The organism is Curtobacterium sp. MCLR17_040 (assembly GCF_003234735.1).
GTDB classification, from domain to species: domain Bacteria; phylum Actinomycetota; class Actinomycetes; order Actinomycetales; family Microbacteriaceae; genus Curtobacterium; species Curtobacterium flaccumfaciens.
Genome location: NZ_QKTE01000001.1, coordinates 365,220 through 379,429, shown reverse-complemented (window position 1 = coordinate 379,429; position 14,210 = coordinate 365,220). Strand labels below are relative to the sequence as shown.

Sequence of the window (14,210 nt, the reverse complement as noted above, 5' to 3'; positions counted from 1 at the left end):
ATCAAAGGAGAACCCCATGCGCGCCGTCGTGTTCGAGCAGTACCAGACCTTCCCGTCCCTGACCGAGGTCCCGAAGCCCGCACCCGGGCCGGGTGAAGTCCTGCTCAAGGTCGCCGGCGCTGGTGCCTGCCACTCGGACGTCGCCGTGTACCGCGAGTTCCAGCAGGGGCAGCCGGGAGCCCAGGCGCCCGCGTTCGTGCTCGGCCACGAGAACTCCGGTTGGGTCGAGGCCGTCGGTGACGGGGTCACCGGCTTCGCCGAGGGCGACGCCTACCTGGTCTACGGGCCGGTCGGCTGCGGGCACTGCTCGTACTGCTCGAAGGGACAGGACACCTACTGCGAGAACGCCGCGACGAACCCGTACATGGGGATCGGCCTCGGGCGCGACGGCGGCATGGCGGAGTACGTGAGCGTCCCGGCGCGGAACCTCGTGCCGCTCGGCGACGCCGACCCGGTCGCCGCCGCACCGCTCAGCGACGCCGCGCTCACGCCGTACCACGCGATCAAGAACTCCCTGCCGAACCTGGCTGGTGGCGGTCGCTTCGCGCTCGTCGTCGGGCTGGGCGGCCTCGGGCAGATCGCCGTGCAGATCCTCACGGCGCTCACCGGTGCCACGGTCATCGCGACCGACATGAAGCAGGACGCGATGGACCGCGCCGCCGCCCGTGGCGCGATCACCGTCCCCGGCGGCCCGGACCAGGCCGAGCGCATCCGCGAGATCACCGGCGGACGCGGCGTCGACGCGGCCTTCGACTTCGTCGGTGCCACCCCCACGATCAAGGTCGCGCAGGCCTCGATGGCGGTCGGCGGGCGGTTCACCGTCGTCGGGATCGCCGGCGGCACCACCGAGTGGAACTTCTTCGCGACGCCGTACGAGTCGACGATCACGAACACCTACTGGGGCACCATCGAGGACCTGCACGAGGTCGTCGCGATGTACCGCGCGGGGCAGATCGTCCCCGACGTCGAGCGCTACGCGCTGTCCGACGCACTCGAGGCGTACCGGAAGCTCGAGGCCGGCGAGCTCTCGGGTCGCGCGGTGGTCGTCCCGACGCTCTGAACCGGGCGTGCCCGGTCGAATCGGGCGTACCTGGTCGAATCGGGCGTACCTGGTCGAATCGGGCGTACCTGGTCGATTCGGGCGTACCTGGTCGGAAGTTCTGACCAGGTACGCCCGATTCCACTTTCCAGTGCGGGTGTTCTGGGAAGGAACGGGCGCCGGTCAGCGTCCCGCCGCGTAGCCCTGCGCGCCGCGGGGGTTCGCGGCAGCGCCGAGGATCCCGGTGTCCGGGTCACGGGTGACGCACGACAGCCGGCCCAGGCTCCAGTCACCGCCGCGGGTCACGACGTGTCCGCGGGCCTTGAGTGCCCCGATGACCTCGTCCCCCAGGCGGTCCTCGACGACCAGGCCCGCGGGCTCCCACGTACGTGGCCAGAACGACCCCGGGAAGGACGTGGTGTGCAGCGCCGGCGCGTCGATGGCCTGCTGTGGTGAGTACCCGCCGACGATCCAGCGCAGCAGGAACAGCAGCTGCCACTGGTCCTGCTGGTCACCGCCGGGGGAACCGAGCGCGGCGACCGGCTGCCCGTCGCGGAGCACCAGGGTCGGGGTCAGCGTCGTGCGGGGGCGCTCGCCGGGCCGCAGGGTCGAGGCCGTGCCCGGTTCGAGCCACGTCATCTGCAGTCGGGTGCCGAGGCAGAACCCGAGCTCGGGGATCGTCGGCGACGACTGCAGCCAGCCGCCGGACGGGGTCGCGCTGACGATGTTGCCCCAGCGGTCCACGACGTCGATGTGGCACGTGTCGCCGCGGGTCTCGCCGTCGGGGGTGACGAACGGTTCGCCGCGGTCCTCGAGCGGAGCGGCGGGCGGGACCTCGGTGTCGGCTTCTGCCTCGCGGGCGACCTGCACGGTCGGTTCGCCCACCCCGACCGACCCGGCGGAGTCGTACGAGGTGCGGATCGGCGGCAGCGCGTGCTCGGCCCCGGCGATCGTGCCGGGTCGGAGCTCGGCCGAAGCACGCTCGCCGATCAACGTACGACGTTCGTCGGCGTAGGCGTCGGAGAGCAGGACGTCCATCGGGACCTCGCCGTCGCCGTAGAACGCCTCGCGGTCGGCGAGGGCGAGCTTCTGCGCCTCGACGATCGTGTGCGCGCCGAGCTCGGTCGACGGGTCGAGCAGGGCGTCGTCGAGCGGTTCGAGCAGCCGCAGTGTCTGGAGCAGCGCCGGACCCTGGCCCCACGGTCCGGTCTTGGCGATCGTGCAGCCGCGGAACTCGGCGGTCGTCGCGGGCTCGTACGACGCCCGGAACGCCGCCAGGTCCGACGCCCGGATGACCCCCGCGTGGTCGGTGCCCGACGCGTGCCGGTGCGGTTCGCGGACGAACCGGTCGATCGCCTCGGCGACGGACCCCTCCGCCCACTCGGACCGGGCCGCATCGATGCGGCCGGTCCGGCTGCCGGCACCGGCGCCGGCCTCGACCAGCCGGTCGAGCACTGCAGCGAGTGCCTCGTTGCGCACCAGGTCCCCGGGGACCGGCACCGCGCCTCCCGGCAGCCACTGCGAGGCGGAGGTGGGCCAGTGCTGCTCGAACAGGCCGCGCACGGCGGTGATCGTCCGGACCACCGCAGGTGCGACCGGGTGTCCGTCGCGGGCGTACCCGATCGCGGGGGCGAGGACGTCGGCCAGCTCCCACGTGCCGTGGTCGCGGAGCAGGAGCAGCCAGGCGTCGACCGCGCCGGGGACGGTCGCGGCCAGCGCGCCGGAGCCGGGGACCAGGTCGAGGCCCTCGGCGCGGTAGTGCTCCGGGCTCGCGCCCTCGGGGGCGGGGCCCTGACCGACCAGCACCGTCGGCACGGGGTTGACTGCCGTCGCGAAGACCGCCGTCAGGTCGCCCCCGGGGCCGTTCAGGTGGGGCTCCACGACCTGCAGGACGAAGGCCCCGGCGACGGCGGCGTCGAAGGCGTTGCCGCCGCGCTCGAGCACCGACTGGGCGGTCGCCGTCGCGATCCAGTGCGTCGAGGCCGCCATCCCGAACGTGCCCCGCAGGTCCGGACGGGTGGTCTGCGCAGCGGGCGGGACGAAGGCGGGGCTCGGCATCGACATGGTCCCATCCTGTCCCGCGGCGAATACTCCCGTGCTGTACACCCCCCGTCCAAGGGGTTGTGCACCCCGCGCAGAAAAGCGAACATCGTTCGGCGACTCGTGCAGGGCGAGCGCCGAACGACCGCGCGCTCGCACGGTCGGTTCCAGGGCAGGGGATCCATGACCACCACTCCGTCGACCGTCGCACGTGCGCGCCGACTCCCACGCATCGCCGGCGCCGTGACGGCACTGGCCCTGGCGGCGGGGGCGCTCGTGGCGACAGCCGAACCGGCAGCGGCCTCTGCGGTCTGGGTCGGCTCGGCCCCGGCCGGCACCAAGATCCTGCCCGGCGACCAGGTCACGTCGCCGAACGGCCAGTTCAAGCTCATCATGCAGGGCGACGGCAACCTGGTCGAGTACGGCATCGGCAACCGTGTGCTGTGGGCGTCGAACACCGCCGGCAACTCCGGCGCGATCGCCGTGGTCGGCAAGAACCGCGCCCTCGACATCACGAAGAACGGCAAGCGTGTGGCCCGCTGGGCCTCGGCCGGCACCGTGAACTCGACCGCGCTGAAGGTGCGCGCCGACGGCACGATGGCGCTGCTCGCCGGCAAGACCGTGGTCGTGAGCTGGAACGGCTACCAGGACCGCGTCCCGTCGGGGAACACCATCCTGGGCGGCACCGTGCTGCGATCCGACACCTCGAACACGCGCATCCTCAACATGCGCACCGACGGCAACCTGGTGCAGAAGGTCAGCGGCCGCGTGGTCTGGCAGTCGCGCACCGGCGGGCACCCGGGCGCCTGGGCCGAGCTGCAGGCCAAGGGCAACTTCGTCATCTGGACCCGTGACGCGTCGCGCAAGAAGGTCGCGCTCTGGAGCTCACGCACCAGCACCGCCGGGTCCGGCAACCTGCTCGTCCAGGTCGACGGCAACGTCGTGCTCTACGGCGCGAAGGACACCCGGGTCTGGTCGAGCCGACCGGTCACCGGCCTGGCCTGGCCCGTCAACGGCACGAAGATCACCGGCCGGTACGGCGACGACCGCGGCGCCGGGCACGTGCCGCGCTACCACCAGGGCGCCGACGCCCCGGTGCCGGTGGGGACGGCCGTGTACGGCTCCGGGACCGGGACGGTCACCAAGACCATCGCGAACGACGCGGCCTACGGCAACTACATCGTCGTCACGTACGGCATGACGGCGGTGCTGACGGCGCACCTCAGCAAGATCGAGGTGAAGCAGGGGCAGATCGTGAAGCTCGGCACCGAGATCGCGAAGTCCGGCAACACCGGGCAGTCGACGGGGCCGCACGTGCACGTCGAGACGCGGCGGAACGGCACCCTCGTCGACCCGCTGAAGAACATGCACTTCCGCTGAGGCGGGGCGGGGCCGCGGGCGCGGGCGGGGCGCGGGTTTCGGGCACGTCGCGTGTGTCGCGCGCGACCCCGCCCCGCGCATCGGGTGAGCAGAAAAGGTCGGGTGGCTTGAGGCCACTCGACCTTTTCTGCTCACTCGTTGGCCGCCCCGCACCGTGCGAGGGCGGCGTCATCATCCCGCTTCGTCTCTGTCGCTTGCGTTGAGGAATCAAGGGCAGTAGACAGTGCAACACCGGGATCGTCGTCGGGTCGACTCGGAGCACCGTCGGACGGCACTCCGAGATCGCCGACGGCACCGCTCGGGCGTTCTTCAAGCAGTTCGAGCAGAACGACCAGTTCCCCGGCGCGATCTCGCAGGTCCGTCGGCTCGACCTCGCTGCCGATGCCCAGCGTGAAGCGATCGCCTTCGTCGCCGAGGTCGATCAGGACGACGTCACCGTGGTCATCCGTGCCTAGCTCGAACCAGCCCTGGCGCGCTCGCTCGAAGAGGCCACCGCGCTGCGCGCCGAGGCCGAGGTGAAGGAGGCCCGCGCGCTCTCGCTCCGCAGGGCGATCGCTGTCTCGCTGAAGGACGACGGCCTCACCCTGCGGGACATCGCGGTCGTCCTCGGTGTCTCGTACCAGCGGGTGCACCAGCTCGTGCACGAGGGTGAGCCGGCGGCGCTCGCTGCGTCGTAGCCCGCGGCGCGGATAGCCTGGGCGGGATGAGGAAGCGCGGCGGAACGGTGCTCGTGTTGGTGGCGATCGGGGTCCTGGCGGGCGTGCTGTCCGGTCTGTTCGGCGTCGGCGGTGGGGTCATCGTGGTGCCGGCACTCATGGCCTTCGCGCAGATGGACCAGCGTCGGGCCTCGGCCACCTCGCTCGTGGCGATCGCCCCCGCAGCCGTCGTCGGCGCGGTCACCTACGCCGTGCAGGGCGAGGTGCACTGGCTCGCGGCCCTGACCCTGGCGGTCGGGAGCGTCATCGGCGCCCCGATCGGTGCCCGGCTCCTCCGTGCCCTGCCGCTCCGCGCGCTGCCGTGGATCTTCGTCGGGTTCATCGCCGTCGTGCTCGTGTCGCTGTTCACCACGGTGCCGACCCGCGGTGGCGAGGTGCACTTCGGCGTCGTCGAGGCGATCGTCCTGCTGCTGCTCGGGCTGCTGTCGGGGGTGCTGTCCGGGCTCGTCGGCGTCGGCGGCGGGGTCGTCATCGTGCCGGGGCTCGAGGTCGTGCTCGGTGCCGGCGACCTGCTGGCGAAGGGCACGTCGCTGCTCACGATGGTGCCGACGTCGGTGTCCGGGACGGTCGCGAACCTCCGGCGTCGCGCGGTCGACCTGCGGGTCGGGCTGACGGTCGGCGTCACCGCCGCCGTGTGCTCGCCGGGCGGTGCCGTGCTGGCGCGCCTGGTGGATCCGCAGGTGGGCACCTGGATGTTCGCGGCGTTCCTGGTGGTCGTCGCGGTCATCGTGCTCAGCCGCGGGCGTCGGAGGGCACCACAGAACGACGCGAGCGACGGGGAGGTCGCGTGACGGGCCTCCAGGCAGGGCGCGACGCGGAAGCCGTGCTGGCGGCGTTCGCCCGCACCACCGGCGATGTCGCCGCGGCCCGCCGGGTCGCGCGGCAGTTCCACGACCTCGACGAGGGGGAGCGCTCGGCGCTGCTCTGGAGCGAGGACGACGGCGCGAAGCTCGTCGCCGTCCTGCTGCTCGTGCAGGCGATGCGGGCGCAGCCGGACCCGGAGCTCACCGACGAGTACCTGTCCGCGGCGAAGGCCGAGCGGCTCGAAGACCCGGTGCTCGTCGACCTGGCCGCCGAGGAACTCGTCGGCGCCCCGTTGGTGGGCGCCTCGACCGGTCCGCTGTTCGCGCTGGCGAAGTCCGACGTCGCGATGGTCCGTCGGATCGCGGTCGTGGCGACCCTGGCGTTCGTGAAACAGGGCGACGCCGAGGTGCCACTCGGGATCGCCGGCCGCCTGGTGCGGGAGCGCAGCGAGACGGTGCAGTCGGCGCTCGGGTTGGTCTTGCGCGAGACGGGGAAGCGGGCGTCCGAGGCGGCGCTCGTGGCGTTCCTCGAGCAGAGCGGCCGGTTCCTCAGCCCGGCTGCCCGCCGGACGGCGACCGAGCACCTGCCGCCAGGGGAGCGTGACCGGCTGCGGGGCTGACCGAGCGGCGCTGTGCTGTGCTGTGAACCGACTGTGCAGTCTGCCCAACCGACCAAATGGTCGGTTACGGTCGACCGATGACCACGACCAGCACCACCCCGACCCACCGCGCCTCCGTCCGTGAGTGGGCGTCCCTCGGCGTCCTCACCCTGGCCGTGGTGCTCCTGGCGATCGACGGCACCGTGCTGGCCCTGGCGGTGCCGTCCCTGACCGCCGACCTCGACCCGACCGCGACCCAGGTGCTCTGGATCGGCGACGTCTACTCGTTCGCACTCGCCGGGTTGCTCGTCACGATGGGCAACGTCGCCGATCGGATCGGTCGGAAGCGCCTGCTGCTCCTCGGCTCCGTCGCGTTCGGACTGGCATCGGCCGCTGCGGCCTTCGCCTCGAGCCCGGAGCTGCTCATCGCCGCACGGGCACTCCTCGGCGTCGCCGGCGCCACCCTGATGCCCTCGACGCTGTCGCTGGTGCGCACGATCTTCCGCGACCCGCGGCAGCGCACCACCGCCATCGCGGTGTGGTCCGCGGGCGCGACCGGTGGTGCCGCGGCCGGACCACTCGTCGGCGGGGCGCTGCTGGAACACTTCTGGTGGGGATCGGTGTTCCTCATCAACATCCCCGTCATCGCGGTGATCGTCGTCGCCGGGGCGTTCCTGCTGCCGGAGTCCCGCGGCGGCGCCCGGACCCCGATCGACCTGCTCTCCGCGGTGCTCTCGGTGCTCGCGATCGTGCCGATGGTCTACGCCGTGAAGCACGTCGCCGGGCACGGGTTCGACTGGACGGTGCCGGCGACCGCGTTGCTCGGGCTCGCGTCGGGCTGGTGGTTCGTCCGGCGGCAGAAACGCCTGACCACGCCGCTCATCGACCTGCAGCTGTTCCGGATCCCGGCGTTCTCCGGTGCGGTGGTCGCGAACTCGCTGTCCGTCTTCGCGCTGAGCGGTCTGCTGTTCTTCTTCTCGCAGTACCTGCAGCTGGTGCGCGGGTTCACCCCGCTGCTCGCCGGAGCCGCGGAGCTGCCGGCCACCCTGGCGTCCATCGCGGTCATCGCCGTGATCGGCCTGCTCTCCCGTCGCGTCGGCCCCGGTCGCTCCATCGGCCTCGGGCTGGCGGTCGCCGCGGTCGGCATGGCCGGACTCGCCTTCGCCGAGGGGCTGCCGACGTACTGGGGGATCGCCATCGCGCTCGCCGTGGTCGGCCTCGGCGTCGGGGTGTCGATGACGCTGGCGACGGACGCGGTCGTCGCCGCGGCTCCGCGGGAGCGTGCGGGCGCCGCCTCGGCGATCTCGGAGACCGGGTACGAGCTCGGCGTCGCGCTCGGCATCGCGGTGCTCGGGTCGCTGCAGACCGCGTTCTACCGGTCGAACCTCGACCTCACGGGCGACAGCCTGGGGGCGGGGGTCGCGGACCGGGTCCGGGAGTCGCTGGCGTCGGCGAGCCAGGTACTGCAACCGGGGTCGCCGGTGCTCGAGCACGCCCGTGAGGCGTTCACCGGTGGCATGCAACTCGCCTCCGTCTGCGCCGCGGTGCTGCTCGCGGTCGCCGCCGTGGTCGCGCTCCGGGTCATCCCGAACCGGCAGGATGGACCGCATGACCACTGACCGCAGCACGGGCCCCGGCACCGGCACCGACGGCTCCCGCGACCGCGAGCGCACGCGGCAGGCCGTGCTCGAGTCCGCACGCCGATTGCTCGCCGAGCGCGGTACGCGGGTGAGCGTCGCCGAGATCGCGACCGAAGCCGGCGTCTCGAAGAGCGGGCTGCTGCACCACTTCCCGTCGAAGGACGAACTCCTGCTCGCGGTCGTCGAGCACGGGTTGGCCGCGTTCACGGACGAGGTCATGCAGCACGTGGACCTCGCCGAGAACCGACCGGGCAAGGTCCTGCGCGCCTACGTCCGGACGCTCTGCGGCGGCAGCGAGCAGGCGATGGACCTGTTCGCACCGTCGTCGCACTGGCCCGGTCTGATGGCCGTCCCGGGGATCGCCGCGGCCGTCGCCGCCGACGCCGAGCACTGGCGGACGCTGTTCGCACGCGACGGCCTGCCCGAGGACCGCGCACTGGTGGTCCGGCACGCGGCCGAGGGCCTCGCGGCCGCGGTCGGCATGCCGCCCTACCTGGACGAGCGGGAGCTCGCGGTCGCGCGCGACGCCTTGCTCGCCCTGGCAGAACCCGCCTGAGGCGACGGCCGGGAGGCCCGGTGCGAGTCCGCCCCGCCGCTGGCCGCCCGCGCGCACCGGCCCCACCGCTGGCCCGGTCCGACGCCTAGGCTGCGGGCATGCACACCGAGGTGCCCCGGATCGACGCCGGACTCGTCGAACGACTCGTCGCGGAGCAGTTCCCCGACTGGGCCGACCTGCCCGTGCGCGAGGTCGACCACCAGGGCTGGGACAACCGCACCTACCGGCTCGGGGACGCCCTGTCGGTGCGACTGCCGAGCGCGGCCGGCTACGTGCCCGCGGTCGAGAAGGAGCAGGACGTCCTGCCGTACCTCGCCCGGCGGCTGGACGTCGCCGTCCCGGAGCCCGTGGCGCTCGGGGAACCGGGCCAGGGGTACCCGTTCCCGTGGTCGGTGCGGCGGTGGCTCGACGGGGTGCCCGCCGTGCAGGTCGACGACCTCGACCACGAGCGCTTCGCTGCCGAGGTCGGTGCCGTGCTCCGGCAGCTCCGGAGCGTCCCGGCGACGGGCGGCCCCACCGCCGGCGCGCACTCGTTCTACCGCGGCGAGCACCCGTCCGTGTACGACGCCGAGGTGCGGACGGCGCTCGACACGCTCGGCGGCGGCGGCGGCGGCGGCGGCAGCGGCAGGACCGGCGGCACCGTCGTCGACCGCGGCGCGTGCGAAGCGGTCTGGGCCGAGGCCCTCGCCAGCCGGTGGGAGGCGCCGGCCGTCTGGTTCCACGGCGACGTCGCCCCGGGCAACCTGCTCGTCGACGACACCGGGCGGCTGTGCGCGGTGATCGACTTCGGCACGTGCGGCGTGGGGGACCCGGCGTGCGACCTCGTGCTCGCGTGGACGATGCTGGACGGCCCGGCGCGACGGGTGTTCCGGCGGGCCGTCGACCTGGACGACGACACGTGGGCGCGTGCACGGGGATGGGCGCTGTGGAAGGCGCTCATCATGCTCGCCGGCAGCGCCGGACCGGGCGGTCGCGACGAGCACGAGCGGGTCCTCGCAGCCGTCCTCGCCTGAGGTCGCGGCCACGGCTGCCCACCCGTGCCGACGTGCGCGAGGGGGACGCGGGGCTGGGAGCGTCCACGGGGCGGGCGCGTACCGAGGAGGGGAACGCGAGTCGTGCCTCCAGGCAGGCTCGAAGCGACCACGAGAGGAACGCAACGTGCGCGCACTGACCTACCAGGGCACCGAGAAGGTGTCCGTCGAGACCGTCCCCGACCCGACCATCCAGGAGCCGACCGACGCGATCGTGCGGATCACCTCCACGGCGATCTGCGGCTCCGACCTGCACCTGTACCGCGTGCTCGGCCCGTACATCGACCGCGGCGACGTCCTCGGCCACGAGCCGATGGGCATCGTGGAAGAGGTCGGATCCGGCGTCACGAACCTGAAGGTCGGCGACCGGGTCGTCATCCCCTTCAACATCTCCTGCGGCCACTGCTGGATGTGCCAGCACGGCCTGCAGTCGCAGTGCGAGACCACCCAGGTGACCGAGTACGGCACCGGGGCCTCGCTGTTCGGCTACACGAAGATGTACGGCCAGGTCCCGGGTGGCCAGGCCGAGTACCTGCGCGTGCCGCACGCCGACTACGGCCCCATCGTCGTGCCGGACGACGGCACCCCCGACGACCGCTGGCTGTTCCTGAGCGACATCCTGCCGACCGCGTGGCAGGCCGTGCAGTACGCCCAGGTGCCCGAGGGTGGCACGCTCGCCGTGCTCGGCCTCGGCCCGGTCGGCCAGTTCGCCGCCCGCATCGGCAAGCACCTCGGCTACCGCGTGCTCGCCGTCGACCCCGAGCAGGTCCGCCGTGACCTCGGGGCGAAGCACGGTGCCGAGGTGTTCGACCTGACGAAGGACCTGGTGCCCGAGCTCGTCGACCTGACCGACGGCCGCGGCCCCGACGGGGTCGTCGACGCCGTCGGCATGGAGGCCCACGGCAACCCGATGGCGGGCTTCGCCCAGCGCGCCGCCGGCCTGCTGCCCGACAAGCTCGCGCAGAAGGCGATCGAGACCGCCGGTGTCGACCGCCTGGCGGCCGTGCACGCGGCCATCGACCTGGTCCGCCGCGGCGGCACCGTCTCGCTGAGCGGTGTCTACGGCGGCATGGCCGACCCGATGCCGATGATGACGCTGTTCGACAAGCAGATCACCATCCGCGAGGGCCAGTGCAACGTGAAGCGCTGGATCGATGACATCATGCCGCTCGTCTCCGACCCGTCGGACCCGCTCGGCACGCTCGACCTGACCACCCACCGCGTCTCGCTCGAGGATGCCCCGCACATGTACGAGGTCTTCCAGAAGAAGCAGGACGACTGCGTCAAGGTCGTGCTCGACCCCGCGATGGCCGCAGCCTGATGCGCATCGTCGTCGTCGGTGCGACCGGTAACGTGGGGACGGCGGTGCTCCGTCGGCTCGCGGCCGTGCGCGCCGACGGCGACGGTGACACCGGCGGTGACACCGGCCGTCACGCCGCCGGTGACGCCGCCGGTGACGGCGTCGGCGTCCAGATCGTCGGTGTCGCCCGGCGCCTGCCGGACCTGCGCGCGGAGCCGTATGCTGCTGCCGTCTGGCACGCCGTCGACGTCGGTGCCGCGGACGCCGTGGACCAGCTCACGGCCGTGTTCCAGGGCGCCGATGCCGTCATCCACCTGGCGTGGGCGCTCCAGCCGACGCACGACATCCCCGCGCAGCACCGCACGAACGTGACCGGGACGGCGAACGTCCTGGCGGCCGTCGCGCGCGCCGAGGTACCCCAGGTCGTCGTCGCGTCGTCGGTCGGTGCCTACCGCGGAGTGGACGTCGACGGCAAGCGCACCCCCGTGGACGAGAGCTGGCCCGCCGACGGCATCCCGACGGCGACGTACTCGATCCACAAGGCCGCGAACGAAGCGGCGATGGACGCGTTCGAGGCCGACCACCCTTCCGTGACCGTCACCCGCCTCCGCCCGGGGCTGATCTTCCAGCGGGACGCCGCCGCCGAGATCCGGGGGCTGTTCCTCGGACACCTCGTGCCGATGTCGATCGTGCGGTGGATCCGCTGGCTCGTGTTGCCGCTGCCGTACCCGTTCGTGTTCCAGGCCGTGCACGCCGACGACGTCGCCGACGCCTACTGGCGCGCGGTCGACCGACGGGCAGCGGGGGCGTTCAACATCGCCGCGTCGCCCGTGCTCAACCCGCCGCGACTGGCTCGGGCCTTCGGCATGCTCGGTGCCGTCCGGATCCCGCTGCGGCTGCTGCGCGGGATCGTGACGGTGACGTGGCGGCTGCGGTTGCAGCCGACGGACGCCGGGTGGATCGACATCGCGGCCGGCGTGCCGATCATGCGGACCGACCGTGCCCGGTCGGTGCTCGGATGGGAGGCCCGACACACCTCCGAAGAAGCGTTGCGTGCACTCGTGGCCGGGTTCGCGGACGGTGCGAACGTTCCGGGGTCGGGGCCGCTGCGCGGCTGAGCGGGCTGGGGGTGGCCGGGGGTGCGTGGCGCGCTGGGTGGGGCTCGCGCTGCCTGGGGTCGCGTTGCCTGGTCGAATCGGGCGTACCGGGTGATTTCGGGCGTACCGGGTCGAAAGTTCCGACCAGGTACGCCCGTTTCCACATTCCATCGCGGGCGTTCTGGGAAGGAACGCCCGCTCGTGTTCGCCGTCTCGCGCTACGCTTCGCTCGTCGTTGTGAGAAGGGGGAGCGCGATGGTGCTCAGTTGGTCCGCGTTCAGTGAGCTCGAGGGTCCGGGGGAGTCGGGGATGCCCGACCTGTTCGACGGCTGGTTCGGCATCGCGTTCGGGGTCGTCGCCGCGTTGGCGATCCTCACGACCCTGACGATCGTCATCCTGGCGCTCTACCGGGGCAAGCGGATGGCCGACCGTGGTCAGAACCCGCTCACCATGCAGGAGGACATCGCGTACCAGGCGATGCAGAGCCGCACGTTCGCACCGGACAAGCCGCTCGAACAGCGGCTCGCCGAACTCGACGACCTGCACGCCCGCGGCGTGATCTCCGACGAGGAGCACCGCAGCGCCCGAGCCGAAGCGCTGCGCGGACGATGATGGCCTCCGAAGAAGTGCAGAACCCCTTGATCCCGCCGGTCTACGACCTCGTCTGGACCCTGCTGATGGCACTCATCGTCATCGCGGTCATCGTCGCCGTGTGCATCGCGGTCGTCCGCAGTCGGCGCCCGCACGGTGCCCGTCGGAGCTCACCGGAACAGCGGCTCCTCGAACTCGACGAGCTGCACGCCCGCGGGGTCATCACCGACGACGAGCGCCGAGCCGCGCGGGCCGAGGCCCTGCGCGGTTAGCCTGGTCGGGTGCTGCTGCCGACGGACCTGCTCGGGGTGTGGGACCTGCACCGCACCGTGCACGACCACCGTGCCGGGGCCACGGGGACCGTCACCGGGACCACCACCCTGACCCGGGTCGACGACGAGGTGCGCTGGGACGAGTCGGGCGTGATGACCTTCGACGGCCGGACGACCCCGGTGTCTCGGACCCTCGTCCTGCGGCGGACGAGTACCGGCGGGGCGCACCGCGCCGACGGCGGCTGGACCGTGCACTTCTCCGACGGTCGGGTGTTCCACGACTGGGTCTGGGGCACGAGCGTCGCCCACGCCTGCACCCCGGACGACTACACGGGTGCCTTCGACGGCGACGAAGACCGCTGGACGGTGCGGTGGGAAGCGCGCGGCCCGGCGAAGGACTACCGGCTGGACAGCGTCCTCACCCGACCCCGGTCGTGACCCTGGGTCGGCGGTCACCGCCAGACTGGGGGCATGGCACGCTCCTCCGGCACCGACGCCCCGCGCATCACCCTGACCGAACCCACGAACCTCGAGGACTGGGTGCCAGCACCCGGTGACGTCCTGACGGGTGACCGCATCGAGGGCAAGCGCATCGACGTCCTCGACCTGGCCGGCGAGCGACTGCCCGACCTGGAGATCGAGGAGTGCGTCATCGACACGTTCCGGGGCGACGACGCGGACTTCCGTGGGCTCCGGGTCCGTGACTCGATCATCGACTCGCTCGACGCCCCGATCCTGCGGGCGTCGAGCAGCTCGTGGCGCGAGGTCCGGGTCTCCGGCGGGCGCGTCGGCTCGGCGGAGCTGTACGACTCCGGGCTGAACGGCGTCGAGTTCGTCGGCATGAAGTTCGGGTTCGTGAACCTGCGCGGCTCGACGATCACCGACGTGGTGTTCCGCGACTGCGTCATCGACGAGCTCGACATCGCCGACGCGAAGCTGCTGCGGGTGTCGTTCGACGGCAGCAGCATCCGCGCCGCCGAGGGGTCGAACACCCGCATCGACCACGTGGACCTGCGCGGAGCGGACCTCGATCGGGTCGAGCGGCTCGAGGGGTTCCGCGGGGCCACGATCGGGGCCGACCAGTTGTACACGCTCGCGCCGCTGCTGGCCGCGCAGGCCGGCTACCGCGTCGACTGAGCGAGCCCG

At 72.5% G+C, this 14,210-nt stretch carries 15 protein-coding genes; 14 read left to right on the top strand and 1 reads right to left on the bottom strand.

Features of this window, described 5'->3' with window-relative positions:
• Positions 1 to 16 precede the first annotated feature (16 nt).
• Positions 17 to 1,060: an NAD(P)-dependent alcohol dehydrogenase gene (locus DEJ01_RS01810; protein WP_111024593.1), complete on the top strand. Its 1,044-nt coding sequence runs from the start codon at positions 17 to 19 to the stop codon at positions 1,058 to 1,060.
• Between the two features lie 162 nt (positions 1,061 to 1,222).
• Here DEJ01_RS01810 and DEJ01_RS01805 read toward each other — a convergent pair whose 3' ends face one another.
• Positions 1,223 to 3,097, bottom strand: coding sequence for a gamma-glutamyltransferase family protein (locus DEJ01_RS01805; protein ID WP_111092069.1), 1,875 nt, complete (start codon positions 3,095 to 3,097; stop codon positions 1,223 to 1,225).
• A 165-nt stretch (positions 3,098 to 3,262) separates the two neighbouring features.
• Between DEJ01_RS01805 and DEJ01_RS18505 the strand changes: the two genes are divergently transcribed.
• The 13 genes from DEJ01_RS18505 (at position 3,263) to DEJ01_RS01740 (ending at position 14,201) form a co-directional block, all read left to right on the top strand.
• The gene (locus DEJ01_RS18505; protein WP_111092049.1) at positions 3,263 to 4,459 is read left to right on the top strand and encodes a peptidoglycan DD-metalloendopeptidase family protein; all 1,197 of its coding nucleotides are present in this window, start codon (positions 3,263 to 3,265) and stop codon (positions 4,457 to 4,459) included.
• A gap of 515 nt (positions 4,460 to 4,974) precedes the next feature.
• On the top strand, positions 4,975 to 5,136 hold the full coding sequence (locus DEJ01_RS18550; RefSeq protein ID WP_220038656.1) for a helix-turn-helix domain-containing protein: 162 nt from the start codon (positions 4,975 to 4,977) through the stop codon (positions 5,134 to 5,136).
• A 26-nt stretch (positions 5,137 to 5,162) separates the two neighbouring features.
• Positions 5,163 to 5,966, top strand: a complete 804-nt coding sequence (locus DEJ01_RS01790) for a sulfite exporter TauE/SafE family protein (protein WP_111092047.1) — start codon at positions 5,163 to 5,165, stop codon at positions 5,964 to 5,966.
• A complete protein-coding gene (locus DEJ01_RS01785; RefSeq protein WP_181438331.1) occupies positions 5,963 to 6,598 on the top strand; it encodes a DNA alkylation repair protein in 636 nt (211 codons plus the stop codon). Before DEJ01_RS01790 ends, DEJ01_RS01785 begins: the two co-directional genes overlap by 4 nt.
• Positions 6,599 to 6,675: 77 nt before the next feature.
• Positions 6,676 to 8,196 (top strand): MFS transporter, encoded by a 1,521-nt coding sequence (locus DEJ01_RS01780; RefSeq protein WP_111092068.1) that lies wholly within the window; start codon positions 6,676 to 6,678, stop codon positions 8,194 to 8,196.
• A complete protein-coding gene (locus tag DEJ01_RS01775; RefSeq protein WP_051597141.1) occupies positions 8,186 to 8,773 on the top strand; it encodes a TetR/AcrR family transcriptional regulator in 588 nt (195 codons plus the stop codon). Before DEJ01_RS01780 ends, DEJ01_RS01775 begins: the two co-directional genes overlap by 11 nt.
• A gap of 98 nt (positions 8,774 to 8,871) precedes the next feature.
• Complete coding sequence (locus DEJ01_RS01770) at positions 8,872 to 9,786, top strand: aminoglycoside phosphotransferase family protein (protein WP_111092045.1); 915 nt, start codon at positions 8,872 to 8,874, stop codon at positions 9,784 to 9,786.
• Positions 9,787 to 9,931: 145 nt separating this feature from the next.
• Positions 9,932 to 11,125: a zinc-dependent alcohol dehydrogenase gene (locus DEJ01_RS01765; protein ID WP_071404842.1), complete on the top strand. Its 1,194-nt coding sequence runs from the start codon at positions 9,932 to 9,934 to the stop codon at positions 11,123 to 11,125.
• On the top strand, positions 11,125 to 12,222 hold the full coding sequence (locus DEJ01_RS01760) for an NAD-dependent epimerase/dehydratase family protein (protein WP_111092044.1): 1,098 nt from the start codon (positions 11,125 to 11,127) through the stop codon (positions 12,220 to 12,222). The genes DEJ01_RS01765 and DEJ01_RS01760 overlap by 1 nt, the downstream gene beginning before the upstream one ends.
• A gap of 234 nt (positions 12,223 to 12,456) precedes the next feature.
• A complete protein-coding gene (locus DEJ01_RS01755) occupies positions 12,457 to 12,813 on the top strand; it encodes an SHOCT domain-containing protein (protein WP_071404844.1) in 357 nt (118 codons plus the stop codon).
• Positions 12,813 to 13,064, top strand: coding sequence for a hypothetical protein (locus DEJ01_RS01750; protein ID WP_111024922.1), 252 nt, complete (start codon positions 12,813 to 12,815; stop codon positions 13,062 to 13,064). The genes DEJ01_RS01755 and DEJ01_RS01750 overlap by 1 nt, the downstream gene beginning before the upstream one ends.
• A 9-nt stretch (positions 13,065 to 13,073) precedes the next feature.
• A complete protein-coding gene (locus DEJ01_RS01745; RefSeq protein WP_111092043.1) occupies positions 13,074 to 13,502 on the top strand; it encodes a DUF6314 family protein in 429 nt (142 codons plus the stop codon).
• A gap of 33 nt (positions 13,503 to 13,535) precedes the next feature.
• The gene (locus DEJ01_RS01740; RefSeq protein WP_111047878.1) at positions 13,536 to 14,201 is read left to right on the top strand and encodes a pentapeptide repeat-containing protein; all 666 of its coding nucleotides are present in this window, start codon (positions 13,536 to 13,538) and stop codon (positions 14,199 to 14,201) included.
• Positions 14,202 to 14,210 lie beyond the last annotated feature (9 nt).

Bases quoted from the DNA above. Each gene is read 5' to 3' on its own strand.
- DEJ01_RS01780 (WP_111092068.1), top strand. From the start codon at position 6,676: ATGACCACGACCAGCACCACCCCGACCCACCGCGCCTCCGTCCGTGAG.
- DEJ01_RS01790 (WP_111092047.1), top strand. From the start codon at position 5,163: ATGAGGAAGCGCGGCGGAACGGTGCTCGTGTTGGTGGCGATCGGGGTC.
- DEJ01_RS01755 (WP_071404844.1), top strand. From the start codon at position 12,457: ATGGTGCTCAGTTGGTCCGCGTTCAGTGAGCTCGAGGGTCCGGGGGAG.
- DEJ01_RS01805 (WP_111092069.1), bottom strand. From the start codon at position 3,097: ATGCCGAGCCCCGCCTTCGTCCCGCCCGCTGCGCAGACCACCCGTCCG.
- DEJ01_RS01810 (WP_111024593.1), top strand. From the start codon at position 17: ATGCGCGCCGTCGTGTTCGAGCAGTACCAGACCTTCCCGTCCCTGACC.
- DEJ01_RS01775 (WP_051597141.1), top strand. From the start codon at position 8,186: ATGACCACTGACCGCAGCACGGGCCCCGGCACCGGCACCGACGGCTCC.
- DEJ01_RS01770 (WP_111092045.1), top strand. From the start codon at position 8,872: ATGCACACCGAGGTGCCCCGGATCGACGCCGGACTCGTCGAACGACTC.
- DEJ01_RS01750 (WP_111024922.1), top strand. From the start codon at position 12,813: ATGGCCTCCGAAGAAGTGCAGAACCCCTTGATCCCGCCGGTCTACGAC.
- DEJ01_RS01760 (WP_111092044.1), top strand. From the start codon at position 11,125: ATGCGCATCGTCGTCGTCGGTGCGACCGGTAACGTGGGGACGGCGGTG.
- DEJ01_RS01740 (WP_111047878.1), top strand. From the start codon at position 13,536: ATGGCACGCTCCTCCGGCACCGACGCCCCGCGCATCACCCTGACCGAA.
- DEJ01_RS18505 (WP_111092049.1), top strand. From the start codon at position 3,263: ATGACCACCACTCCGTCGACCGTCGCACGTGCGCGCCGACTCCCACGC.